Origin of the sequence: Streptomyces sp. NPDC002779 (assembly GCF_042888685.1) — a bacterium.
In the GTDB taxonomy this organism is placed as follows: domain Bacteria; phylum Actinomycetota; class Actinomycetes; order Streptomycetales; family Streptomycetaceae; genus Streptomyces.
Genome location: NZ_JBIAQC010000007.1, coordinates 380104 through 401659 on the forward strand (window position 1 = coordinate 380104; position 21556 = coordinate 401659).

The 21556-nt window shown below is 71.6% G+C and carries 21 protein-coding genes; 7 read left to right on the top strand and 14 right to left on the bottom strand.

The annotated features are described in order from the left end of the window. Nucleotides 1-22: 22 nt before the first annotated feature. Nucleotides 23-1153: a pectinesterase family protein gene (locus ACFYW5_RS22200; protein WP_389418765.1), complete on the top strand. Its 1131-nt coding sequence runs from the start codon at nucleotides 23-25 to the stop codon at nucleotides 1151-1153. A 92-nt stretch (nucleotides 1154-1245) separates the two neighbouring features. Here the strand turns inward: ACFYW5_RS22200 and ACFYW5_RS22205 are convergent, their stop codons facing one another. From ACFYW5_RS22205 to ACFYW5_RS22215, 3 genes are all read right to left on the bottom strand, one after another. Continuing rightward, on the bottom strand, nucleotides 1246-2076 hold the full coding sequence (locus ACFYW5_RS22205) for a pectate lyase (RefSeq protein WP_389418766.1): 831 nt from the start codon (nucleotides 2074-2076) through the stop codon (nucleotides 1246-1248). Nucleotides 2077-2160: 84 nt separating this feature from the next. Continuing rightward, a complete protein-coding gene (locus tag ACFYW5_RS22210; RefSeq protein ID WP_389418767.1) occupies nucleotides 2161-2904 on the bottom strand; it encodes a hypothetical protein in 744 nt (247 codons plus the stop codon). Beyond that, the gene (locus ACFYW5_RS22215; protein ID WP_389418768.1) at nucleotides 2901-3467 is read right to left on the bottom strand and encodes a SigE family RNA polymerase sigma factor; all 567 of its coding nucleotides are present in this window, start codon (nucleotides 3465-3467) and stop codon (nucleotides 2901-2903) included. The genes ACFYW5_RS22210 and ACFYW5_RS22215 overlap by 4 nt, the downstream gene beginning before the upstream one ends. Nucleotides 3468-3639: 172 nt before the next feature. On the opposite strand from ACFYW5_RS22215, the gene ACFYW5_RS22220 reads away from it, so the two are divergent. Further along, nucleotides 3640-5091, top strand: a complete 1452-nt coding sequence (locus ACFYW5_RS22220) for an NCS2 family permease (protein ID WP_389418769.1) — start codon at nucleotides 3640-3642, stop codon at nucleotides 5089-5091. A gap of 11 nt (nucleotides 5092-5102) precedes the next feature. On the opposite strand, the gene ACFYW5_RS22225 is transcribed toward ACFYW5_RS22220, so the two are convergent. From ACFYW5_RS22225 to ACFYW5_RS22245, 5 genes are all read right to left on the bottom strand, one after another. Further along, nucleotides 5103-6554: a peptidoglycan D,D-transpeptidase FtsI family protein gene (locus ACFYW5_RS22225; protein ID WP_389418770.1), complete on the bottom strand. Its 1452-nt coding sequence runs from the start codon at nucleotides 6552-6554 to the stop codon at nucleotides 5103-5105. A gap of 82 nt (nucleotides 6555-6636) precedes the next feature. Beyond that, nucleotides 6637-7293, bottom strand: a complete 657-nt coding sequence (locus ACFYW5_RS22230; protein ID WP_389418771.1) for a response regulator — start codon at nucleotides 7291-7293, stop codon at nucleotides 6637-6639. After that, complete coding sequence (locus tag ACFYW5_RS22235) at nucleotides 7290-8549, bottom strand: sensor histidine kinase (RefSeq protein ID WP_389418772.1); 1260 nt, start codon at nucleotides 8547-8549, stop codon at nucleotides 7290-7292. Before ACFYW5_RS22235 ends, ACFYW5_RS22230 begins: the two co-directional genes overlap by 4 nt. Further along, nucleotides 8546-9529, bottom strand: coding sequence for a hypothetical protein (locus tag ACFYW5_RS22240; RefSeq protein WP_389418773.1), 984 nt, complete (start codon nucleotides 9527-9529; stop codon nucleotides 8546-8548). The genes ACFYW5_RS22235 and ACFYW5_RS22240 overlap by 4 nt, the downstream gene beginning before the upstream one ends. A gap of 86 nt (nucleotides 9530-9615) precedes the next feature. Then, the gene (locus ACFYW5_RS22245; RefSeq protein ID WP_389418774.1) at nucleotides 9616-10389 is read right to left on the bottom strand and encodes an IclR family transcriptional regulator; all 774 of its coding nucleotides are present in this window, start codon (nucleotides 10387-10389) and stop codon (nucleotides 9616-9618) included. Between the two features lie 131 nt (nucleotides 10390-10520). Here ACFYW5_RS22245 and ACFYW5_RS22250 point away from each other — a divergent pair, with 131 nt between their 5' ends. Then, nucleotides 10521-12050, top strand: a complete 1530-nt coding sequence (locus ACFYW5_RS22250) for an aldehyde dehydrogenase (NADP(+)) (protein ID WP_389418775.1) — start codon at nucleotides 10521-10523, stop codon at nucleotides 12048-12050. A 4-nt stretch (nucleotides 12051-12054) separates the two neighbouring features. After that, complete coding sequence (locus ACFYW5_RS22255; RefSeq protein ID WP_389418776.1) at nucleotides 12055-12663, top strand: DUF1349 domain-containing protein; 609 nt, start codon at nucleotides 12055-12057, stop codon at nucleotides 12661-12663. Here ACFYW5_RS22255 and ACFYW5_RS22260 read toward each other — a convergent pair. Continuing rightward, a complete protein-coding gene (locus tag ACFYW5_RS22260) occupies nucleotides 12629-14002 on the bottom strand; it encodes an MFS transporter (RefSeq protein WP_389418777.1) in 1374 nt (457 codons plus the stop codon). The genes ACFYW5_RS22255 and ACFYW5_RS22260 overlap by 35 nt on opposite strands. 70 nt (nucleotides 14003-14072) lie before the next feature. On the opposite strand from ACFYW5_RS22260, the gene ACFYW5_RS22265 reads away from it, so the two are divergent. The 3 genes from ACFYW5_RS22265 to ACFYW5_RS22275 all read left to right on the top strand — a co-directional run bounded on the left by ACFYW5_RS22265 (nucleotide 14073) and on the right by ACFYW5_RS22275 (nucleotide 16970). Then, the gene (locus ACFYW5_RS22265) at nucleotides 14073-15044 is read left to right on the top strand and encodes a GlxA family transcriptional regulator (RefSeq protein ID WP_389418778.1); all 972 of its coding nucleotides are present in this window, start codon (nucleotides 14073-14075) and stop codon (nucleotides 15042-15044) included. A gap of 63 nt (nucleotides 15045-15107) precedes the next feature. Then, complete coding sequence (locus ACFYW5_RS22270; protein ID WP_389418779.1) at nucleotides 15108-15821, top strand: DsbA family oxidoreductase; 714 nt, start codon at nucleotides 15108-15110, stop codon at nucleotides 15819-15821. 96 nt (nucleotides 15822-15917) lie between these two features. Next, a complete protein-coding gene (locus ACFYW5_RS22275) occupies nucleotides 15918-16970 on the top strand; it encodes an aminotransferase class V-fold PLP-dependent enzyme (RefSeq protein WP_389418780.1) in 1053 nt (350 codons plus the stop codon). Nucleotides 16971-17052: 82 nt separating this feature from the next. On the opposite strand, the gene thpD is transcribed toward ACFYW5_RS22275, so the two are convergent. The 5 genes from thpD to ACFYW5_RS22300 all read right to left on the bottom strand — a co-directional run bounded on the left by thpD (nucleotide 17053) and on the right by ACFYW5_RS22300 (nucleotide 21514). Further along, nucleotides 17053-17949 (bottom strand): ectoine hydroxylase, encoded by an 897-nt coding sequence (gene thpD / locus ACFYW5_RS22280; protein ID WP_389418875.1) that lies wholly within the window; start codon nucleotides 17947-17949, stop codon nucleotides 17053-17055. Nucleotides 17950-17961: 12 nt separating this feature from the next. Beyond that, complete coding sequence (locus ACFYW5_RS22285; RefSeq protein ID WP_389418781.1) at nucleotides 17962-18366, bottom strand: ectoine synthase; 405 nt, start codon at nucleotides 18364-18366, stop codon at nucleotides 17962-17964. A 19-nt stretch (nucleotides 18367-18385) separates the two neighbouring features. Beyond that, nucleotides 18386-19657, bottom strand: coding sequence for a diaminobutyrate--2-oxoglutarate transaminase (gene ectB / locus ACFYW5_RS22290; protein WP_389418782.1), 1272 nt, complete (start codon nucleotides 19655-19657; stop codon nucleotides 18386-18388). 29 nt (nucleotides 19658-19686) lie between these two features. Beyond that, entirely contained in the window at nucleotides 19687-20193 is a 507-nt protein-coding gene (gene ectA / locus ACFYW5_RS22295; RefSeq protein ID WP_389418783.1) for a diaminobutyrate acetyltransferase, read from the bottom strand. A gap of 250 nt (nucleotides 20194-20443) precedes the next feature. Further along, the gene (locus ACFYW5_RS22300; RefSeq protein WP_389418784.1) at nucleotides 20444-21514 is read right to left on the bottom strand and encodes a pyridoxal-phosphate-dependent aminotransferase family protein; all 1071 of its coding nucleotides are present in this window, start codon (nucleotides 21512-21514) and stop codon (nucleotides 20444-20446) included. Nucleotides 21515-21556: the final 42 nt, after the last annotated feature.

The window sequence follows — 21556 nt, forward strand, 5'->3', positions numbered from 1 at the left end:
CCGCCTGTGAAGGAGCACCCGCATGCCCTCGCCCCACCTCCGACCGCCCTTCTCCCGCAGGGGTTTCCTCCTGGCGAGCGCCGGAGCGAGCGCCGCCCTCGGGCTCGCCGCGGCCCCCGCGCGGGCCACCGCCCCGGGCCGCCCGTTCGGCCGGTACGGCTCACCGGCCGCCCGCCTCACCCCGAGCACGCTCTACGTCGACCCGCGCGGCCGCGGTGACTTCACCACCGTCCAGGCCGCCGTGCACGCCACCACCGGCAGCGGCTGGATCCTCGTCCTCGCACCCGGCACCTACCGGGAGACCGTGAGCGTCGACCCCACCCGCACCGAGATGACCTGGCTCGGCGCCGGTGACGACCCCCGGGACGTCGTCATCGTCTACGACAACGCCGCCGGCACCCCGAGGCCCGACGGCTCCGGCACCTACGGCACCACGGGATCGGCCACCACCACCGTGCGCGCCGACGGATTCACCGCCCGCCGCATCACCTTCGCCAACGACTGGCTGCGCGCCGACCACCCCGGGATGAGCGGCACCCAGGCCGTCGCCATCAAGGTGACCGGCGACCGCTCCGCCTTCCACCACTGCCGTTTCCTCGGCCACCAGGACACCCTGTACGCCGACACCAACGCGCTGACCGTCTTCGCCCGGCAGTACTTCGCGCACTGCTACGCCGAGGGCGACGTCGACTTCGTCTTCGGCCGGGCGACGGCCGTCTTCGAGCACTGCCACTTCCGCACGCTGACCCGCACCGACCTGGCCTCCGCACCGTACGGCTTCGTCTTCGCGCCCTCCACGGCGGGCGCCAACCCGCGCGGCTACCTGGTCACCCGGGGCCGGATCACCAGCGAGGCCCCGGACGCCTACTACAAGCTGGCCCGCCCCTGGGTGCCCAGCTCCGACCGCACCGCCCGTCCCATGCTGACCGTCCGGGAGACCTGGCTCGGCCCCGGCATCGACGCGGCGGCGCCCTACGCGAACATGTCGGACGCCTACCCGTGGCAAAACCAGCGGTTCGCCGAGTACCGCAACACCGGCCCCGGGTCGGAGATCACCGTGCCCGCCGACCGCCCCCAGCTCTCCGCCGAACAGGCCGCTTCGGCGACCCGGGCGGCCTACCTCGGGGACTGGCGGCCGTGGCGCACGGACTGACCCAACGGCACAAGGAACGCCCCCGCCGGTCGTCACCGGCGGGGGCGTTCCGCTGCTGACCGAGGGGGGCTCAGGTCAGCAGGTCCATGGGGTTACTGGTACGTGATGTCAGACGCCGTGAAGCGGCACGACGTTGCGTCCGGGCCCACACCGAGCTGGGTCGGCTCGGCACCGGTGTTGTTGCCCTTGAAGCGGACACACGTCTTGATCTTCTTGGAACTGTCGCCGTGGATGCGGACCTTGCGCAGCGCCGCCGTGTCCCCGTAGTTGGTGTTGATGCCCACGATGGAGTTCATCGGCGCGGTGACATCCACGTCGTTGATGATGACCGTGCGCTTGTACTGCGTGGAGCAGTTGCCGCAACTGCGCACCAGCTTGCCGGAGTTCGCCACCTGGAACTTGCTCACGACCAGCTTGCCGGCGCCGTTGAACTGGAGAACCTTGTCCGAGGCGTTCCTCGCGCCGCCGCCGTACACCGTGTACACGGCGGAGGCGGACTTGCCCTTGAAGGTGGCCGCGTCCTCGCCGACGTCCAGCCACCACACGTTCTGCAGCGTGCAGGAGCCCAGGCAGTGCACGCCGTCCGCGGCCGGGGTCCCGATGATCACGTTCTTCAGGACCGCGCCGTCGGCGAGCTGGAACACCGGGTCCTGGCCCTCGTCCTGGCTGTCGCCGCCGAGCGCGCCGCTGCCGTAGAACTTCTTGTAGCCGCCGTCGTAGGTGCCCGAGACCTTGATGGTGCCGGTCACGGCCTGGCTGCCCTTGGCCGTCGGCCAAGGGGACGCGGCGCCCGCGGTGGACAGCATCGTCGTGGTGACGATCGCCGCGCCGGTGATGCCGAGGGCGGAGGCTCCGGCGATCACCGCCCGCCGCTTGGTGACCTTGCGGCGGTGGCGGACGCGCTGTTCAGCTGGTGCAGTCATGCTCGTTCCTTGCGTGGGGAGAGGTGTCTTGCGCTACCTGGTCGCCACCGGCCGGGAAAGGGTTGCCACGCTTCCGGAAATTTCTTATGAGCGCGGCGCGAAGTCGCCCGCCACGGTGAACTCCTGGTCTCCCGCGCGGGCCGTCGCCGCGTAGCCGTCGTCCTTCGCGTCCCGTCCGCCGCGTTCATGGTCGTACTGCCCCGCGAACACCCACTCGCCCGGCGGGACGGTACGGCCGTCCTTGAGCCGCCAGGTGTAGACGAGGAAGCCGTCCCGCTCGGCGACCGTCAGCGCGAAGTCGTCCTCGGGCAGTGACCGCCAGGCGCCGGTGGAGGTGACCCCGCCGGTCTGCGCGACCGTCAACTCGACAGTCAGCGCGGTAAGTTGGCGGCCGGTCTTCAGGGTCACATTGCTCTGGGCCCAGAACTCGTTGCTGTGCGGGTCGACCGAGCCGTCCGACCAGAGCGGCCCGTCCTCCTCCGTCGGATCCGCGGGCGGAGCCGGGGGGAGGGGGGCGCGGCTCGTCGCGTCCGGTGACGGCGTGGGCGTGGGCGAAGTGGCCACCGTCTGCTGCGCGGTGTCCTCCTTGACGGCCGACGCCACCGCGTAGCCGCCGACGGCCAGCACACCCGCGACCGCGGCCGTGGCACCGGCCACCCGCATCCAGCCGAACACCGGCGGACGGGTCGCCCGGTGTTCGGGACGGGCCTCTTCGGCCATGCCGCGTTCGATCCGGGCGAGGATGCGCTCGCGGTCCGGCTCGTGCGCCCCGGCCGCCTCGAGCAGCCGGGCGCGCAGCTCGTCGTGCACGTCCCGCCGCATCGTCATCGGTCCCTTCCCGCGGCGTCACCGGTCCGCGCCATCGCCGCGTGCATCCTGAGCGGTGCCGCCTGGGGGCCCAGCAGCCGCTGGAGTTCCGCCATGCCCTTCGAGGTCTGGCTCTTCACCGTACCCACCGAGACACCGAGGGCCAGGGCGGTGTCCTTCTCCGAGAGGTCGAAGGCGTGCCGCAGCACCACACAGGCGCGTTTGCGGAACGGCAGTCTACGCAGCGCCTCCTGCACATCGACCACGCCGGCCACGTCGGGGTTCTCGGCCCGCTCCTCGCGCTGCGACCAGAACAGGGCGACCCGGCGCCGCTCGCGCACCGCGCCGCGGATCCGGGTCCGGGCCAGGTTGGCGACCACGCCCCGGGCGTAGGCGACGGGGTGGTCGGCGGCGCGGACCCGGTCCCAGCGGTGCCACAGCGCCAGCAGGGCGTCCGCCGCGAGATCGTCGGCGGCGTCCGCCTCACCCGTCAGCAGATGGGCCAGGCGGGACAGTTCGGCGTAGTGGCGTTCGAAGAAGGCATGGAACTCCACGGAGGCGGCGTCGTCGACGACTGTGCCCACGACCTCTCCTGACGGTGTCTCTGTATTCGTACGGAACTTCGAACACTGTATGGCATGCCGCACATGAGCAGGCCGATTCCGTAACACGGGGAAAACCTGCACCGGGTTCAACACGGGAACAATCCAGCCAGCATCCGCACACCGATCATTCAGGCACCGAGGAGCCGCAGTCATGTCCGAGACCCAGCAGGCCGTCGACCGGCCGGAGGGCACGCCTCCCCCCGTGAGCAGCGTCGACCGCTTCTTCAAGATCTCCGAACGAGGGTCCACGCTCGGCCGGGAGATACGCGGCGGATTCGCCACGTTCTTCACGATGGCCTACATCCTTGTCCTGAATCCGATCATCCTCGGCAGCGCGAAGGACAAGTTCGGCGAGACCCTCGACCCGGTCCAGCTCACCACCGCGACCGCTCTGGTGGCCGCCGTCATGACGATCATCATGGGCGTCGGCGGCAATCTCCCCCTCGCGCTCGCCGCGGGCCTCGGCCTGAACGCCGTCGTCGCCTTCCAGATCGCCCCGTTGATGAGCTGGGACGACGCGATGGGCCTAGTCGTCCTCGAGGGCCTGCTGATCTGCGTCCTGGTGGTCACCGGGTTGCGCGAGGCGGTCATGCACGCCATCCCGCAACCGCTCAAGCAGGCGATCAGCGTCGGCATCGGCCTGTTCATCGCCTTCATCGGCTTCGTCGACGCCGGGTTCGTCAGCCGGGTCCCGGACGCGGCGAACACCACGGTTCCGGTGCAGCTCGGGGGCACCGGCAGCCTCACCGGCTGGCCGATCCTGGTCTTCTGCCTCGGCGTGCTGCTGACGATCGGCCTGCTCGCCCGCAAGGTCAAGGGCGCGATCCTGATCAGCATCGTGGTCATGACGCTGGTCGCGCTCGTCATCAACTCCCTGGCCGACGTCAAGAGCTGGGGCCTGACCACGCCCGAGTGGCCCGAGAAGCTGGTCGACACCCCCGACTTCGGGCTGCTCGGCCAGTTCAGCCTGTTCGGCGCGTTCAGTGAGACCACCGTCATCACCGTCGTGCTGCTCGTCTTCACGCTGGTGCTGTCCGACTTCTTCGACACCATGGGCACGGTCGTCGGCATCAGCGCCGAGGCGAACCTGCTGGACGAGGAGGGCAAGGTCCCCGGCCTCGGCCGGGTCCTGCTCATCGACGGCGCGGCGGCGGTCGCGGGCGGCGCGGCGTCCGCGTCCTCCGCGACCTCCTACATCGAGTCGGCGGCCGGCGTCGGCGAGGGCTCGCGAACGGGCTTCTCGAACCTGGTCACCGGCGGCCTGTTCACCCTCGCCCTCTTCCTGACCCCGCTGCTCACCATCGTCCCGCTCCAGGCCGCGGCACCCGCCCTGGTCGCGGTCGGGTTCCTGATGATGACGCAGGTCAAGCACATCGACTGGGACAGGTACGAGATCGCGATCCCGGCCTTCCTGACCATCGCCGTGATGCCGTTCACCTACTCCATCACCAACGGCATCGGGGCCGGCTTCGTCGCCTACGTCGTCATCAAGGCGGTGCTGGGCCGGGCGAAGGAGGTGCACTGGCTGCTGTGGGGCACCTCGGCGCTGTTCCTCGTCTACTTCGCCATCGACCCCATCGAGCAGATCCTCGGCGTCAAGTAGCGCGTCCCGCCTCAGTTCTCGAGCGCGGCCTGCATCATCGCCTTCGCCACCGGCGCCGCCAGCCCGTTGCCACTGACCTCGGAGCGGGCGGCGTCGGACTGCTCCACCAGCACCGCCACCGCGACCTGCTGGTCACCGGCGGTCGCGTAGGAGGTGAACCAGGCGTACGGCGTCTCGCTGTTGTTCTCGCCGCGCTGGGCCGTACCCGTCTTGCCGCCCACCGTCGCGCCGGAGATCCGCGCGTTGGTGCCCGTGCCCTCGGAGACCACCGTCTCCATCGCCGACCGCAGCTGCTCGGCCGTCGAGGCGCTCACGATCCGCTCGGTGTCCGCGTCGGAGTCGTAGTCCCGCAGGACGTCCCCGCCGCCGTCGGTCACCTGCGCCACCATGTGCGGCGAGACCAGCTTGCCGCCGTTGGCGAGGGCCGCCGACACCATGGCCATCTGCAGCGGGGTGGCCGTGACGTCGAACTGGCCGATGCCCGTCAGCGCGGTCTGCGCCTCGTCCATGCCGGAGGGGTACACGCTGGCGTACGCCCGCACCGGCACGTCCTGCGCGTCGTCGTTGAAGCCGAACTTCTCGGCCGTCGCCCGCACCTTGTCCTGGCCCAGGTCGTAGGCCATCTTCGCGAAGACGTTGTTGCACGAGTACTGGAGCGCCACCCGGATCGAGGCGTTCTCGCAGGGCGCCGACTTGTTCTCGTTCTCCAGCACGGTGACCGTGCCCGGCAGCGTGTACGGGTCCGGGCTGTCCGTCTCCTCGTCGACCGAGGAATACAGCCCGTCCTCCAGCGCGGCCGCCGCCACGACCAGCTTGAACGTCGAACCCGGCGCCACCGGCTGCCGCAGCGCGCGGTTGGTCAGCGGCTTGTCGGCGTCCTTGGTGAGCTGCTTCCAGGCCGCCCCGGCGGTGTTGGCGTCCGTCAGCGACGAGGGGTCGTACGACGGGGTCGACGCGACCGCCAGGATCCTGCCGGTGGCCGGGTCGATCGCGACCGCGGCCCCCTTCTTGTCGCCGAGCGCGTCGTAGGCCGCCCGCTGCACCTCGGGGTCGATCGTGGTGACGACGTTGCCCGGCTCGGCCCGCTGGTCGGTGACGGTGTCCAGCACGGTCCGCAGCCGGCTGTCGGTGCCGTTGAGGACGTCCTGGTAGATGCCCTCCAGCTGGGTCGGCGCATACGCCTGCGAGGCATAGCCCGTCACCGCGGCGTACAGCTCGCCGTCGGTGTACGTGCGCTTGTACGCGAGGTCGCTGCCCTTCGTCCGCGCCGAGCCGGTGATCGCCTCCCCGGCCACGATGATGTTCCCGAGCGGTGCCGCGTACGTCTCGATCGCGTTCCGCCGGTTGTCCGTGTCGTCCGCGAGTGCCCGGCCCTCGTAGAACTGCACCCAGGTGGCCCTGACCAGCAGGGCCAGCACCATGAGCAGGGTGAAGACCGATGCGCGCCTGATCGTCTTGTTCATTGCACCCGTCAGGACGAGCGAAAGGGGGCACATCGTTCCCCGGTGGCATTTTTCTCATCGGGCGTTCATGAAAACCGGGCGTTCATGAGAACCGGGAGTTCATGAGACCGGCCTCGTACGCCGCGATCACCGCCTGGGTGCGGTCCCGGGTGCCGGTCTTCGCCAGGACGGCCGCCACATGCGACTTCACGGTGGCCGGACCGACCGCCATGCGCTCGGCGATCTCCGCGTTGGTCAGCCCGCCCGCCATCAGCCGCAGCACCTCGCTCTCCCGGCCGGTGAGCCGCGCCACCCAGGGCGGCGGCGCCGGGTACGCGCGCGCGTGCTCGGCCGCGAGGGTGCGTACGGCCGCCGGGAACAGCAGGGTGTCGCTGCGCGCGACCAGCCGTACCGTCTGCGCCAGCGTGTCGGCGTCGGACCGCTTGAGCAGGAACCCGGCGGCTCCGGCGCGCAGGGCGTCGTAGACGTAGGAGTCGTTCTCGAAGGTGGTGACCACGACGATCCTCGGCGGCTCGGCGAGGGTGGCGAGGATCTGCTCGGTGGCGCGGATGCCGTCGGTCTCCGGCATCCGGACGTCCATCAGGACGACGTCCGGGGTCAGCTCCCGGACGACGGACACCGCCTCGGCGCCGGTCGCCGCCTCGCCGACGACCTCCAGGTCCGGCTCGGCGGAGAGGATGGCGCGCAGGGCGGTGCGGACCATGAACTCGTCGTCGGCGACGACGATACGGATCGTCATGCGGGTCCCTTCAGGGGCAGTCCTACGTGCAGTCGCCACACCCCGTGCGCGGCGCCCGCCTCCACCGTCCCGCCGAGCAGCCGGGCACGGTCGGCGATGCCGCGCAGGCCGTGCCCGCCGCCGGGACGGCAGGCGGAGGTGGAGGTGGAGGTGGCTGAGACGGGATTCTCCAAGGTGATCTCCAGGTGTCCGCAGGTCACCGCGATCCGCAGCAGCACGGGCCTGCCCGCGTGCTTGAGGGCGTTGCTCAGGCCCTCCTGCACGATGCGGTAGGCCTCGCGGGACAGGACGGGCGGCAGGCTCTCCGGGTCGGCGTCGATCGTCGCGGTCACCCGCAGCCCGGACGCCCTCGTGCGGTGCAGCAGTCCGTCCAGATCGGCGGCGAGGGTGGGCGCGGGTGCCGTGCCGGGCGCGTCGCCCTCCCGCAACACCCCCAGGAAGGCGTCGAGTTCACCGACCGTGCGCCGGGTGGTCTCCTCGATCGCGGTGAGCGCCGCACGGACGAACTCCGGGTCGCGGTCGAGCAGTCGGCGGGCCGCGCTCGCCTGGAGCGTGACCGCGCTCAGCGCGTGACCCACGGAATCGTGCAGCTCGCGCGCGAGCCGGTTGCGTACGGCGAGATCGGCGGCGCGCGCCTCAGCCGCCGCGAGCCGGTCCTCGGGGGTGGGCCCGAGCAGCGCCGGGGCCCACCGGGCGAGCAGACCGCCCGCGACGGCCGCGCACGCCGCGAGCGCCACCAGGCAGGCCACCCCCGCGACCGGCATGAGCGCCAGCACCCAGCCCCGGTCCAGGGCCTCGGGCAGGCCGAGCAGGTCGTCGCGGACCACGGCGACGACCGGCAGGGCGATCAGCGTGGCGGCGAACGGCGGCAGCGCCAGCGACATCCCCGAGACGATCCCGCCGAGGCCCAGATGCAGCGTGAACCAGGCCGCCGCGCGCCCCCTGGCGGCCCGGCCCCGGGCGGGGGAGGAGGAGAGCCGCTCCGCGCCGACCCCGCACAGCGAGCGCACCGCCCCCGCCTCCAGCGGACGGGTGAGCGGGAACAGCGCCGCGGTGAGCGCGGCCAGCGGCAGCGCGACGGCGAACGACAGCAGCTGCGCGAGGAGATCGGCGAACACATAGCGGGCGCGCACGGCCGGGCCGACGACGATCTGGCCGACGAAGACGTACGGCATGGCGAGCGCGCCGCCGAGGATCAGATGGATCCACCGCCGGCGCGTCCGCCGCCCGAGCAGGAACCGGGCGAACTCCCTCACGTGCGGCGCCGGGGGAGGACGGCGGCCCGCCGCGCGAGGAAGTGGGCCCCTACGACCGCCACCAGGACGCCGGTGAGCATCCGGCCGGCGTAGGCGAGGTGCATCGGCCCGGTCACGGACCCGGGGTCGATCAGGGAGGCCAGGGTGAGCCACGCTCCCCAGCAGGCCGCGGCGGCGGAACCGACCCAGGCCAGGGCGAGCGGGACACGGACGGGCAGCACCGGGACGCGCCGGAAGGCGAGCAGCAGGGCGCCGCCCACGGCCGCGAGGAGGAAGAGGGCGTCCAGCGCCTGGAGGACGTGGAAGTCGGCGGTGCGGGCCTTGTCCGGTCCGGCGCCGACCCCGCAGGCCCACAGCAGGTGCAGGGTGAGCGGGACCAGGGCGACCGCGGCGGCCGCCACCGCGCCGACCCGCTGGACGGTGCCGACACGGGCGCGGGGCAGCTCCCACACCCGGCCCCGCCACAGGTGGCCCCAGCGGTCGCGGGCGTACAGCGCGAACAGGGTCCCGAGCGCCAGCCCCTGCACGATGAATCCGCCGTACACCACCGCGAACACCCAGTCGTGGAGGAAGGGTTCGCCTCCGGTGTCCCCCGCGGAGTTCACAGTGCCGCCGCCCAGCTTCACCAGGAGCTGGAGCGGGAACCCGGTCATGATCGGCGCGAGCAGCCCGGTGGCGACCCACACGGGCACCACCAGCAGCCAGGCCGGTACCCGCAGCCCCCAGGGCCGGGTCAGCACCAGCGCGAGCACGATGACACAGGCGTCCATCAGCAGCGTGACGCCGTTGGCGACGGCCACCGCGGCCCGGTGCTCCAGCAGGGAGCTGCCCTCGGGGATCCCGGCCTCGCTGCCCGCGAGCCACGCGGCCTTCAGCCCGAGGTACGGCAGACAGGACACGATCGCGACGGCGCGCAGCAGCACACGCCGCCCGGAGGGATCGAGGGCGCCGGCGGGCCGGGCGAGGAGCGACTGCGTCATGCGTACACGCTCTCGCGGAACCCGCCGCCGGCACGTCCTGCCCAGCGACGATCCCACTCCGCCTGACGGGGGAGAAGGGGCTCGGCCTAGAGCCGGCGCGTGGCCAGGGTCAGCCGGTCGCGGGCGTCGAACAGGGCGTCCTTGACCAGCTGTTCGTGGGCCGGGGTCAGCCGGGCCACCGGGACCGAGCAGCTGATCGCGTCGCGGGCCGGGGTGCGGTAGGGGATCGCCACGCCGAAGCAGCGCAGGCCCAGGGTGTTCTCCTCGCGGTCCACGGCGAAGCCCTGCTCGCGGACCTGGCGGAGCTCCTCGATGAGCCGCTCGCGGTCCGTGATCGTGTTCTCGGTCAGCGCCGGAAGGGTCTCGGGGAGCATCTTGCGGACCTGCTCGTCGGTGAAGGTGCTGAGCAGCGCCTTGCCGAGGGAGGTCGAGTGGGCGGGCAGCCGGCGGCCCACGCGGGTGAAGGGGCGCAGGTAGTGCTGGGACTGGCGGGTGGCCAGGTAGACCACGTTCGTGCCGTCCAGGCGCGCCAGGTGGATGGTCTCAGTGGTGTCGTCCGACAGCCGGTCCAGCGTCGGCCGCGCCGCCGCCACCACCTCGTCGCCGTCGATGTACGAGGTGCCGACCAGCAGCGCCCGCACCCCGATGCCGTACCGCGTGCCCGTCGCGTCGGTCTCCACCCAGCCCAGCTCCACCAGGGTCCGCAGCAGCATGTACAGGCTGGACTTGGGGTAGCCGACGGCCTCCTGGACCGCGGCGAGGGAGTGCATGCCGGGGCGTCCGGCGAAGTACTCGAGCAGTTCAACCGTCCGCACGGCGGACTTGACCTGCGCCCCGCCCCCCGTCTCGCCTGCCGACATCGTGCTTGACCCCTTCGTTCGGCGGGAAATAGTCTCGCAAGCATATTCACCATGCGGGACAGCGTTCAGTATATCGAACAACCCTGGTGAATGACCCCCGTACTGCGGCAATACATGTGGAGGGACCCGCGGTGGCAGCAGCACCAGTCTGGAGTGTCGACCCCCGAACCGGGAAGCAGCGCGAGCAGGTTGCGGTGGAGGCCACAGCCCAGGAGGTGGACGCCGCCGTCCGCGCCGCGCAGGAGGCGCGCGGCGCCCTCGCCGACCGGACGGTCCGCGCGGCCTTCCTGCGCACCGCCGCGGACCGGCTCCAGGACGCCAAGGACCGGCTCGTCGAGGCCGCCGACGCCGAGACCGCGCTCGGCCCGGTCCGGCTGACCGGCGAACTCGCCCGCACCTGCTACCAGCTGCGCGCCTTCGCGGACATCGTGGACGAGGGCGCCTTCCTGGACATCGTCATCAACCACCCCGACGACACCGCGACCCCGCCCGTCCCGGACCTGCGCCGCTACAAGGTGCCGCTCGGCGTCGTCGCCGTCTACTCCGCCTCCAACTTCCCCTTCGCCTTCTCGGTCGCGGGCGGCGACACGGCGAGCGCCCTCGCCGCCGGCTGCCCGGTGGTCGTCAAGGCCCACCCCGACCACCCGGCCCTGTCCGAGCTGGTCGCCCAGGTCCTGCGGGACGCCGCCGCCGAGCACGGCATCCCCGAGGGAGTCCTCGGCCTGGTCCACGGCTTCGAGGCGGGCGTCGAGCTGATCAAGCACCCGCTGGTCTCCGCGGCCGGTTTCACCGGTTCGGTACGCGGCGGGCGGGCCCTCTTCGACGCGGCGGCGGCCCGGCCGGTGCCGATCCCGTTCCACGGCGAGCTGGGCTCGCTGAACCCCGTGCTCATCACGGAGGCCGCCGCGGCCGAGCGGCCCGACGCCATCGGTACCGGGCTCGCGGGCTCGATGACCATGGGCGTGGGCCAGTTCTGCGTGAAGCCGGGGCTGGTGCTCGCGCCGGCCGGTGACGCCGGGGACCAGCTGGTCAAATCCCTCACGGACGCCGTGAGCGGCGTCGACGCCGGGGTCCTGCTCGACCACCGGATGCGGGACAACTTCGTCGCCGGGGTCGCCGAGCGCGCCGAACTGCCCGAGGTGACCTCCCCGGTGGCCCCGGGGGCGGGCGGCGAGCACACGGTGAGCCCGGGCTTCCTGACCGTCCCGGCGGCCCGGCTGGCCCAGGAAGGGGCGCACGACCTGCTGCTGGAGGAGTGCTTCGGGCCCGTCACCGTCGTCGTGCGCTACACGGACGAGTCCGAGGCCAAGGCGGTGCTGTCGCGGCTGCCCGGCAACCTGACGGCGACCGTCCATCTGTCCTCGGAGGAGGCCGCCGGTCAGGGCCGCGGCCCCGAACTGCTCGCGGAACTCACGCCGTTGGCGGGGCGCGTGCTGGTGAACGGCTGGCCGACGGGCGTCGCCGTGGCCCCCGCCCAGCATCACGGCGGCCCCTACCCGGCCACGACCTCCACGTCGACCTCGGTGGGCGGTACGGCCATCGAGCGGTGGCTGCGCCCGGTCGCCTACCAGGGCGCGCCCGAGGCACTGCTGCCGCCGGAACTGAGGGACGGCAATCCGCTGGGACTGCCGCGCAGGTTCAACGGCCGTCTGGAACGCTAGGACGATGGAACTGAAACTCCCCGAACTGCCCTTCCCGCTGCGCACCTACGGCCCCGACGGCCACTGGTCCTACGAGGACGGGGTCCTCACCGGATGGGCCGGCGCCGGGCAGGACCGGTTCGTGCCGCCCACCGGTGACGCACTGGACCCGGCCACCGACGCGCCCCGCCTGCTCGGGGCGCCCGAGGGGGAGTTCCAGCTCATCGCCCGGGTGACCGTCGGGTTCGCCGGTGCCTTCGACGCCGGGGTGCTGTACGTCCACGTCGGCGAGCGGGCCTGGGCGAAGCTCTGCCTGGAGAACTCCCCGGACGTGCCCACCGTCTGCACGGTGGTCACCCGGGGACACTCCGACGACGCCAACTCCTTCACCGTGGAGGGGAGTTCGGTGTGGCTCCGGGTCAGCCGCACCGGACGTGCCTTCGCCTTCCACGCCTCCCGCGACGGCGAACGGTGGACCTTCGTCCGGCTGTTCACGCTCGCCGACGAGCAGGAGACCGGCGCGGCCCTCGTCGGCTTCATGACCCAGTCGCCGCTCGGCGAGGGCTGCGTCGTGACGTACGACCACATCGCCTTCCGGCCTACCTGGCCGCGCGATCTGCGAGACGGAAGCTGAGCACGAAGGTCACCGCGAGCAGCCCCGCGCTGATGCCGACGGCCAGCCGCATCCCGGTCACGAAACCGTCGGAGATCAGCGCCCCGAAGACCGCGATCCCGAGCGCTCCGGACATCTGACGCGCCGCGTTCAGGACACCGGCCGTCAGACCCGCCCGCTCCGCCGGCACGGCGTCCATCATCGCCGCGGTCAGCGACGGCACCGTGAGCGCGCAGCCCAGCGCCATGGGGACCAGCAGCACCGCCAGCAGACCCGGCGGCGTGTCGGCGTCGACGTACAGCAGGAGGAGCAGTCCCGCGACGGCCAGGCCCTGGCCCAGCAGCATGGGCAGGCGGGTGCCGTGGCGGCTCGCGAGCTTGCCCGCGATCACGTTCGTCCCCGCGATCAGGCCGGTCATCGGCAGGAACAGCAGACCCGTGTGGAGCGCGCTCAGCCCCTGGACCTGCTGAAAGAAGAGCGAGAAGACGAAGACCATGCTGTAGAAGGCGACGCTGATCGCCGCTCCCGCCGCGACCGCCGCGGTCACCGCCCGGTTGCGGAACAGGGCGAGCGGCACGACCGGATGCGGATGGCGCGCCTCGATGCGCAGGAACGCCGCCGCCGACACCACGGCCACCCCCAGCGCGGCCCAGCCCACCGTGCCGCCCTCGATCACCGCGAACGCCAGCGAGGTCAGCGCCAGCGCCGCCGTCACCTGGCCCGGGACGTCCAGCGGCGCCGGACGGCGGTCGGAGCGGGGGGCCCGGCGGAGCAGGACCACGATCAGCAGGCCCACCGGCAGGTTCACGAAGAAGATCCCCCGCCAGTCGAGGGCCGTCGTCAGCGCCCCGCCCACCACCGGGCCGAGCGCCACCGCCACCGAACCGCCCGCCGCCCACGCGGCCACCGCCCGGGCCCGCCCCGCGGTGTCGGGGTACGCCTGCCGCACCAGCGACAGCGAGGCCGGGAGCACGACCGCCGCCGCCATGCCCTGCGCCACCCGCGCGCCGAGCAGCACCGGGAGGTTCGGGGCCAGGCCGCAGGCGACCGAGGCCAGCGTGAACACCGCGGTGCCGAGGGCATACGCCCGGCTCGCGCCCACCCGGTCGGAGAAGGCACCGGTGGAGAGCATCAGCGCGGCGAGGGGCAGCATGTACGCGTCCACCACCCACTGCAGTCCCGACATGCCGCTGCCGAAGGAGTCGCCGATCGCGGGCAGGGCGACGTTCACCACGGAGGCGTCGAGGCAGATCAGCCCGAAGCCGAGGAGCGCCGCGGTGAGGGTAAGCGCGGGAGAGGGCCGCTCGAGGTGCGACGGGGTGCCGGTGCCCGTCGGTCCGGCGGTCTGCTTCGTTGACATGCCCCCATCCTGCGGATCTTGGGCGGCGTACAGTAGTGGCCCGAATGCCATACGTCCGGAGGTTCTGGCCATGCACCGCGTCGCCGTCATCGCTCCCTTCCGGGTGTCGATGTTCAACCTCGCCATCCCGGAACTGTTCTTCGAACGGACGCTCGTCGACGGCGCGCCCGGGTACGAGGTGACCGTCTGCACCCCGGAACCGGGGACCATCGTCACGACCGGCGGCCTGGACCTGCACGTCGGCCGAGGTCTGGAGGTCCTCGACGACGCCGACACCGTGCTCGTCGCCGGCACCGGGGAGCGGTTCGCGCCCGAGCCGCGCACCGTCGCCGCCGTCCGCCGGGCCGCGGCCGCCGGCAAGCGCGTCGCCTCCATCTGCAGCGGCGCCTTCGTGCTCGCCGAGGCCGGACTGCTCGACGGGCGCAGCGCCACCACCTACTGGCAACTGACCCGGGAACTGCGCGAGCGCTACCCGGCGCTCGACGTGCAGGGCGACGTGCTGTACGTGCAGGACGGCCAGATCCTCACCGCGTCCGGCTACGCGGCCGGTATCGACATGTGCCTGCACATCATCCGCACCGACTACGGCGCCGCCGTCGCCAACGAGGTGGCCCGCCTCGCCCTGGTCGCGCCGGTCCGGCCCGGCGGGCAGACCCAGTTCACCCAGACCCCGCTGCCGCCCGAGCGCGGCACCGCCTGCGCCGACACCCGGGCCTGGGCCATGCGCAACCTCGACAAGCCGCTCACCCTCACCGACCTGGCCCGGCACGCGGGGGTGAGCGTGCGCACCCTCAGCCGCCGGTTCCACGCCGAGAGCGGGGTGAGCCCGCTGCAGTGGCTGCTCCACCAGCGCGTCGAGCGGGCCCGGGAACTGCTGGAGACCACCACGCTGGCGATGGACCAGGTGGCCCGCGCCTGCGGCCTGGGCACCGCCGACTCGCTCCGCGCCCACCTGGTCCGCCGCACCGGACTGACCCCGAGCGCCTACCGGGCCCAGTTCAGCTGCCTCGGGACGGCCCAGGGAATGAACCCGGCCGCTTGAACGTTCACATACTTTCGTGGAGGGTGTCTCCGCGCCCGCCCGAACCGGAGAGAGCCGAGAACCATGCGCGTCGAGATCTGGAGCGACATCGCCTGCCCCTGGTGCTACGTGGGCAAGGCCCGCTTCGAGAAGGCGCTCGCGGCCTTCCCGCACCACGACCGGGTCGAGGTCGTGCACCGCTCCTTCGAGCTGGACCCGAACCGCGCCAAGGACGACACCGGCCCGGTGGTCCCGATGCTCGCGAAGAAGTACGGCATCAGCGAGGCGCAGGCCCAGGCCGCGGAGGACAACCTCGGCACCCAGGCCGCCGCCGAGGGTCTCGCCTACCGCACCCGCGGCCGCGACCACGGCAGCACCTTCGACATGCACCGCCTGCTGCACTTCGCCAGGGAACACGGCCGCCAGGGCGAGCTGATCCAGGCCCTGTACGAGGCGAACTTCGCCGAGGAGGACTCCGTCTTCGGCGACGACGAGCGGCTCGTACGGCTGGCCGCCGCCGCCGGTCTCGACGCGGACGGCGCCCGCACGGTGCTCGCCGACCCCACCGCCTATGCCGACGACGTCCGCGCCGACGAGCGCGAGGCCGCCCGGCTCGGCGCGACCGGTGTCCCCTTCTTCGTCATCGACCGCACGTACGGCATCTCCGGCGCACAGCCCGCCGAGGTCTTCACCCAGGCCCTCACCCAGGCGTGGGGCGAGCGCTCCCCGCTGACCCTGATCGACCAGGGCGGGGCCGAGGCCTGCGGGCCCGACGGCTGCGCGGTGCCGCAGAGCTGAAAAGCGCAGGTCGGGCCGGACCTATAAGGACCGCTTAGCGAAACCACGTAAATATTCGCAATGGACGGGGAGTTCCAGGGGCCGCAGAGTGGTCCCATGGAGACCTTCGAGAGCCTCGTCCGTGCCGAGTTCGCCCCGGAGCACACCTTCCTCAACACCGCGAGCAACGGCCTCCTGCCGGCCCGCACCGTCACCGCCGTACAGGAGGCCCTGCGGATGCGGGCCGAAGGGCTGCCGATCGGCTCCCTCTACGAGGACGCGGAGCGCGTCCGGGCCGCGTTCGCCCGGCTGGCCGGGGTGCCGGTCGAGCGGGTCGCGATGGGGGCCTCGGTCGCCGAGTACGGCGGGCTGATCGCGGCCTCGCTGCCCGCCGGAGCCGAAGTCCTCACCGCTGAGGCCGACTTCGCCTCCCTGGTGAATCCCTTCCACATGCGCGGCGACCTCAAGGTGCGGGCCGTGCCGCTGGAGCGGATCGCCGAGTCGGTTCGGCCGGGCACCGCGCTCGTCGCGGTCAGCGCGGTCCAGTCCGCCGACGGGCGCCTCGCCGACCTGACCGCGGTGCGCGAGGCGGCCGGTACGCACGGCGCCCGGACCTATGTCGACGCCTCCCAGTCCGCGGGCTGGCTGCCCATGGAGGCCGGCTCCTACGACTTCCTCGCCGCCGTCGGCTTCAAGTGGCTGATGGGCCCGCACGGGAACGCCTTCTTCGTCACCCCCGAGGACTTCGGCGGTCTGACCCCGCTGCTCGCGGGCTGGGTCGCGGGCGAGCTGCCCTGGGAGAGCTGCTACGGCCCGGTCCAGGAACTCGCCCACTCCGCACGCCGGTTCGACGTCAGTCCCTCGCTCCTGACCTACGCCGGCCTGGCCGCGTCCCTCTCCCTCATCGAGGAGCTCGGCGTCGACGCCGTGCACACCCACGACGTCGCCCTCGCCGACCGCTTCCGCTCCGGCCTCGCCGACCTCGGCCACACCCCGCTCCCGTCCCCGGGCTCGGCGATCGTCTCGGTCCCGCAACTCGGCCACCGCCAGGCGGAGTTGAGCGAGGCGGGCATCGAGGTCTCCAACCGCGCGGGCAACCTGCGCGCCGCCTTCCACCTCTACAACACCCCTACCGACGTGGACCGCCTGCTGACGGCTCTCTCGTCCTGACGGGTGCCACAGGCGACGCGGCCGTCTCCGGAACGTACGGGAGACGGCCGCGTCGACGGCGTGGCGGTGATGCGGGGCGGGACTACTGCACCGGTGTGAAGTCCCGGGCGCCGATGAACTCCGGCCGCCGTACCGGCGCCGCGAACGGCTCGACCGCCTTGTTCTCCACGCTGTTGAACACGATGAAGACGTTGCTGCGCGGGAACGGCGTGATGTTGTCACCCGAACCGTGCATGCAGTTGCAGTCGAACCAGGTCGCCGAACCGGCCCGGCCGGTGAACAGCCGGATGCCGTGCTGGGCGGCCAGCGAGGTCAGCGCCTCGTCCGAGGGCGTGCCCGCGTCCTGCATCTGCAGGGACTTCTTGTAGTTGTCCTTCGGCGTGGCCCCCGCGCAGCCGAGGAACGTCTTGTGCGACCCCGGCATGATCATGAGTCCGCCGTTGGTGTCGTAGTTCTCGGTCAGCGCGATCGAGACGGACACGGTACGCATGTTCGGCAGGCCGTCCTCGGCGTGCCAGGTCTCGAAGTCCGAGTGCCAGTAGAAGCCGCTGGCGCCGAACCCGGGCTTGACGTTGATCCGGGACTGGTGGACGTACACGTCCGAGCCGAGCAGCTGCCGGGCCCGCCCGACGACCCGCTCGTCGCGCACCAGCCGGGCGAACACCTCGCTGATCCTGTGCACCTCGAAGACCGACCGGATCTCCTTGGACTGCGGCTCGATGATCGAGCGTTCGTCGGCGCGGATCTCCGGGTCGGTGACCAGCCGCTCCAGCTCCTGCCGGTAGACGGCGACCTCGTCGTCGGTGATGAGCTGGTCGACGGCGAGGAAGCCGTCGCGCTCGTACGCCTGGAGGTCCGGGTCCGAGATCGGTCCCGGTGTGCCGGGCGGGGACCAGACGACCGGGTCGCGGCGGGGGGTCGTCACCTCGGTGGCGCCTCGGCTCGGGTACAGGTCGGTCATCTCAGTCATCTGAGTCATCGTCATGATGCGTCACACCTCCTCGTCCTCGGTGAGCAGCGGATACACGCCGTTCTCGTCGTGGTCCTCCCGGCCGGTCACCGGCGGGTTGAAGACACAGATGCAGCGGAAGTCCTGCTTCACCCGCAGCGTGTGCCTCTCGTGGCCGTCCAGGAGGTACATGGTCCCGGGCGTGATCGAGTGGGTCAGCCCGGACTCGTGATCGGTCAGTTCGGCCTCGCCCTCGACGCAGACGACCGCCTCGATGTGGTTCGCGTACCACATCGACGTCTCCGTCCCCGCGTAGAGGATCGTCTCGTGCAGCGAGAAGCCGACCCGCTCCTTGGCGAGGACGATGCGTTTGCTCTCCCATGTGCCGGACGCGGCCTTCACATGCCGGTCGGTGCCTTCGATGTCCTTGAACGAACGGACGATCACGGTTCTGGACGCCTCCTGATCAGATGGTTTCTCGTACGGACCGGGCGAGGACGCTCAGGCCCTCGTCCAGCTCCTCGGGGGTGATGGTGAGGGCGGGCAGCAGCTTGACGACCTCGCTCTCGGGGCCGGACGTCTCGATGAGCAGCCCGAGTTCGAAGGCGCGCCGCGCGATGCGCTCGGCACGGGCCTTCTCGTGGAACTCCAGGCCCCACACCAGGCCGCGGCCCCGGTACTCCTTCACATCGGCGAGGTTCTCCTCGGTGATGGAGATCAGCGCCTGCTCGACCTGCTCACCGCGGGTCCGGGTCTGCTTCTCCATCGCCGAGCCGTCGGCCCAGTAGGTCTCCAGGGCGGCGGTGGCGGTGACGAAGGCGGGGTTGTTGCCGCGGAAGGTGCCGTTGTGCTCGCCCGGCTCCCAGATGTCCAGCTCCGGCTTGAACAGGCAGAGCGACATGGGCAGTCCGTAGCCGCTGATGGACTTGGACACGGTGACGATGTCCGGGGTGATGCCCGCCTCCTCGAAGGAGAAGAAGGCACCGGTACGGCCGCATCCCATCTGGATGTCGTCCACGATCAGCAGCATGTCCTGGCGCTCGCACAGCCCGGCGAGCGCGCGCAGCCACTCCGCGCGGGCGACGTTGATGCCGCCCTCGCCCTGCACGGTCTCCACGATCACCGCGGCCGGCTTGTTGAGCCCGGAGCCCTGGTCCTCCAGCAGCCGCTCGAACCACAGGAAGTCGGGGACCTGGCCGTCGAAGTAGTTGTCGAACGGCATGGGCGTGCCGTGCACCAGCGGGACACCGGCGCCGGCCCGCTTGAAGGCGTTGCCGGTGACGGCGAGCGAGCCCAGCGACATGCCGTGGAAGGCGTTGGTGAACGAGACGATGGCCTCGCGCCCCTTCACCTTCCGCGCCAGCTTCAGCGCGGACTCCACGGCGTTGGTGCCCGTCGGCCCCGGGAACATGACCTTGTACGGCAGATCGCGCGGCCGCAGCACCAGGTCCTGGAAGGTCTGCAGGAAGGCCCGCTTGGCGGTGGTCGACATGTCGAGCCCGTGCGTGACGCCGTCGCGCTCCAGGTAGTCGAGCAGCGCCCGTTTCAGGACCGGGTTGTTGTGCCCGTAGTTCAGTGATCCGGCGCCGGCGAAGAAGTCCAGGTACTCGTGGCCGTCCTCGTCGTACATACGGCTGCCGCGCGCACGGTCGAAGACGGTGGGCCAGCCTCGGCAGTAGCTGCGCACCTCGGACTCCAGGGTCTGGAAGACGCTGAGGTCGGGCTGGGTGATGGTCACGACGAATCGCTCCTCGATGCGTGGGGGGTTCAGTGGGGGAGGGGACCGATGCGGTACAGGACTTCCGGGTCGTGCGGCCCGTCGGGGAACAGGCCCGTCTCGAACAGCACCTCGCGCTCCAGCGCGGCGCCGTGCCGTTCGGCGAACGAGGTGAACAGCCGCTCGGAGGCGGTGTTGCCGGGTGTGATGGTGGTCTCGACGCGGGTGACGCCGTACTCGCCGCCGACCCGGGCGACCAGACCGTCGAGCAGGGCGGCGGCGAGACCGCGTCCGCGGTACGCGTCGTCCACCGCCACCTGCCAGACGAGCAGGGTGTGCGGACGGTCCGGCCGTACGTAGCCGGTGACGAAGCCGACCGGCTGCCCGTGCTCGTCGCGGGCGACCGCCGAGGTGCCGGCGAAGTCGCGGCACCACAGCAGATAGCTGTAGGACGAGTTCAGGTCGAGGGCTTTGGAGTCCCGGGCGATCCGCCACAGCGCGGCGCCGTCGGCCACCGTCGGCCGGTCGATTTGCAGGTCTGCTTGTGCGGCAGTCATGCGAATTGAACTTACCGATGGCAATTGAAAAATGCATGGCCGTGCGGGGTTCCATGGCGTGGCCGGATATGTTATCCGCGCGAGGAGGGAAACACCCGATTTGCCCGAGAGAAAAACCGCAAAAGGGACGCGATGTGTAACGCGTCACAACCGTTTAACCTGCACGAAATCTTTGCGTTTAGCTCAAAAAAAACAGGGCAGAAGAGAACGGTAAGCTGCCCGTGAAAAAGAATTCAGAATTACCTTGAATTCAGCATTCGGTAACTCGGTGGATGTCCTCGTGCGTCATTGCGGCCTCCAGCGCCGCCAGGCACCGCCGTACCGTTTCCGGGGTCGCGTCCGTGCCGTAGTGGTTCACCCGGATCATCTCCTTGGCCAGCGCGCCCCCGCCCGCGGCGAGCGGCAGCGTGGGGTCCAGGCTCAGGGCCCTGGCCACCACCCCCGAGGCGTCCACCCCGGACGGGGTCCGCAGGGTCGTCGCGACCGGCGCCGCCTCCGCCGCCCGGTGCACGTACGGCTCCAGCCCGCCGCCCAGGGCGACCGCACCCGCACGGGTCGCCGCCGCGGCCGCCGCGTGCCGGGCCATCACCGTGTCCAGGCCCTCCGCCTCGATGCGCTCCACGCACGCGTCCAGCGCCAGCATCTCCAGCTGGGCCGGGGCGTGCAGCAGGGCGCGGCGGCCGCCGTCGATCCACCTCTCCTTCCAGTCCAACAAGGAGAGGTACGAGCGGCGCGGGGCCTGGGCGTTCGCGGCCATCCGCGCCCACGCCCGCTCGCTCACCGACACCGCCGACACTCCCGCCGGGCCGCCCATCGCCTTCTGCGCCCCGATCACGCACAGGTCGACGCCCCACGCGTCCGGCAGCACCGGTTCCGCGCCGATCGACGCCACCGCGTCCAGGTAGAACAGGGCGCCGTGCGCGCGGACGACCTCCCCGATCTCCGCCACCGGGTTGGTGTTGCCCGTCGCCGCCTCCGCGTGGACCAGGGAGACGAAGTCGATCTCCGGGTGCTCGGTGAAGGCCTCGGAGATCTGCGCGGCCGTGACCGCCGTGTGGAAGGGCACCGCCAGATCGATCACCGTGGCGCCGCAGTCCCGCAGCCAGTCGCCGAAGGTCTGCCCGTAGGGGCCGGTGATCACGTTGAGGGCGGTCGTGCCGGGGCCCGCGGTGCCGCGGATCGCGCCCTCCAGCGGGAGCAGCGCCTCGCCCTGCATGATCACGACGTCCTGCCGGGTGTCCAGCAGCCGCGCCACCCGGTCCTCGATCGAGGCGAACTGCGCTGCGCTCAGCGGGGCGAGATCCAGGAAGGGGTGGGTCACGGCGGTGCTCTCTTCTCGGTCATGAGGGTCGACGGAGTCGAG

Excerpts from the sequence above, each read along its gene's own strand:
- ACFYW5_RS22200 (WP_389418765.1), top strand. The coding sequence starts at position 23 with ATGCCCTCGCCCCACCTCCGACCGCCCTTCTCCCGCAGGGGTTTCCTC.
- ACFYW5_RS22205 (WP_389418766.1), bottom strand. The coding sequence starts at position 2,076 with ATGACTGCACCAGCTGAACAGCGCGTCCGCCACCGCCGCAAGGTCACC.
- ACFYW5_RS22210 (WP_389418767.1), bottom strand. The coding sequence starts at position 2,904 with ATGACGATGCGGCGGGACGTGCACGACGAGCTGCGCGCCCGGCTGCTC.
- ACFYW5_RS22220 (WP_389418769.1), top strand. The coding sequence starts at position 3,640 with ATGTCCGAGACCCAGCAGGCCGTCGACCGGCCGGAGGGCACGCCTCCC.
- ACFYW5_RS22225 (WP_389418770.1), bottom strand. The coding sequence starts at position 6,554 with ATGAACAAGACGATCAGGCGCGCATCGGTCTTCACCCTGCTCATGGTG.
- ACFYW5_RS22230 (WP_389418771.1), bottom strand. The coding sequence starts at position 7,293 with ATGACGATCCGTATCGTCGTCGCCGACGACGAGTTCATGGTCCGCACC.
- ACFYW5_RS22240 (WP_389418773.1), bottom strand. The coding sequence starts at position 9,529 with ATGACGCAGTCGCTCCTCGCCCGGCCCGCCGGCGCCCTCGATCCCTCC.
- ACFYW5_RS22245 (WP_389418774.1), bottom strand. The coding sequence starts at position 10,389 with ATGTCGGCAGGCGAGACGGGGGGCGGGGCGCAGGTCAAGTCCGCCGTG.
- ACFYW5_RS22255 (WP_389418776.1), top strand. The coding sequence starts at position 12,055 with ATGGAACTGAAACTCCCCGAACTGCCCTTCCCGCTGCGCACCTACGGC.
- ACFYW5_RS22260 (WP_389418777.1), bottom strand. The coding sequence starts at position 14,002 with ATGTCAACGAAGCAGACCGCCGGACCGACGGGCACCGGCACCCCGTCG.
- ACFYW5_RS22265 (WP_389418778.1), top strand. The coding sequence starts at position 14,073 with ATGCACCGCGTCGCCGTCATCGCTCCCTTCCGGGTGTCGATGTTCAAC.
- ACFYW5_RS22270 (WP_389418779.1), top strand. The coding sequence starts at position 15,108 with ATGCGCGTCGAGATCTGGAGCGACATCGCCTGCCCCTGGTGCTACGTG.
- ACFYW5_RS22275 (WP_389418780.1), top strand. The coding sequence starts at position 15,918 with ATGGAGACCTTCGAGAGCCTCGTCCGTGCCGAGTTCGCCCCGGAGCAC.
- thpD (WP_389418875.1), bottom strand. The coding sequence starts at position 17,949 with ATGACTCAGATGACTGAGATGACCGACCTGTACCCGAGCCGAGGCGCC.
- ectA (WP_389418783.1), bottom strand. The coding sequence starts at position 20,193 with ATGACTGCCGCACAAGCAGACCTGCAAATCGACCGGCCGACGGTGGCC.